This is a genomic window from Cryobacterium adonitolivorans, assembly GCF_004402695.1.
Classification (GTDB): domain Bacteria; phylum Actinomycetota; class Actinomycetes; order Actinomycetales; family Microbacteriaceae; genus Cryobacterium; species Cryobacterium adonitolivorans.
Window position 1 is genome coordinate 1 of sequence record NZ_SOFL01000031.1, and the last position, 1004, is coordinate 1004.

The 1004-nt window shown below is 67.8% G+C and carries 1 protein-coding gene; it reads right to left on the reverse strand.

What is annotated here, in order from left to right; all coding sequences use genetic code 11:
- On the reverse strand, nucleotides 1-945 hold a 945-nt coding region (locus E3O42_RS08990), incomplete at its 3' end, for a 13E12 repeat family protein (protein WP_134453620.1).
- Between the last annotated feature and the right edge of the window lie 59 nt (nucleotides 946-1004).

Consider the following 1004-nt stretch of genomic DNA (forward strand, 5'->3'; position numbering starts at 1 on the left):
TTTGACCGTTTTGGCCCAGGCGGCGCGTTTGGTGTCGACGAAGCGCACGCCGCCGCGGCGGGGGCTGGTGAAGCTGTCGAAGGTGGACTTGATGAACTCGCCCTGTTCCGGCGGAAACAGTCCGTCGACGCGGACCTGGCCGGTGTTCAGGGTCCAGATGCGCAGGTAGCGGTCGTCCCAGGCCTTCTGTTCCCGCACCCGGATGCCGGCCTCGTCGAGGCTGTCGCGCACCTGGCGGGCCCGTTTGAGCAGCTGGTCCACGTTCATCGACGCGGCGTCGACGAGCAGCCCGGCCAGGGCGTCGGCGAGGACCGGACCGGTGACGACGGTGTCGATGTCGCCCAGGCCGGTGCGCAGGGCGTGTGCTGCATCGATCGAGAGGGTGCCTCCGGTCACGGCGTGCGAGATCGGCGCATGCCACGGTGCCGGTGCCGGCGGCAGCAGCGGAACCGCAAAGTCCAGGGCGTCAGGGTCGAGGGCGTCGGGGGCGTCCGGGTCGAGCGCACCATCCAGCGCACCGTCGAGCAACCGGCGGGCCGCCTCGTCCTCGGCAGCCAGGAACGCGGCCGCCTGCGCTGCGGCATCTTCGGTCTCGGCGAGCATCCGGCCCACCTCCACGAGCTTTCGCGACTCGACCTTGCTCGTGCCGGTCAGCTCCTGGATCAGGGCCTCGGGGTTGAGGAAACCCTGCTGCTGGGCCAGACCGGACTGGCCCAGCTCCCACCGGGAACGCTGGGCGAGGGTCTTCGCCATCCAGGTCTTGCGGGTATCCAGCTCGCGCTGCGCCTGCGCCAGAGTGCGCTGACCGGCCAACACAGCGGCATCCGACAACGCGTCGTAGTCAACGCTGCACGACCCCAACCGGGCCACATTCTCCGCGGCATCCACCAGCGCATCACCGCTGTGAGCGGCGAAGGTGTCTACGATACTCGACTGGTTTGTCATGCCCCGAATCTAGCCCGATTACGAAGCTTTGTGTGAGCAAATATCAACTTGTGGATAAC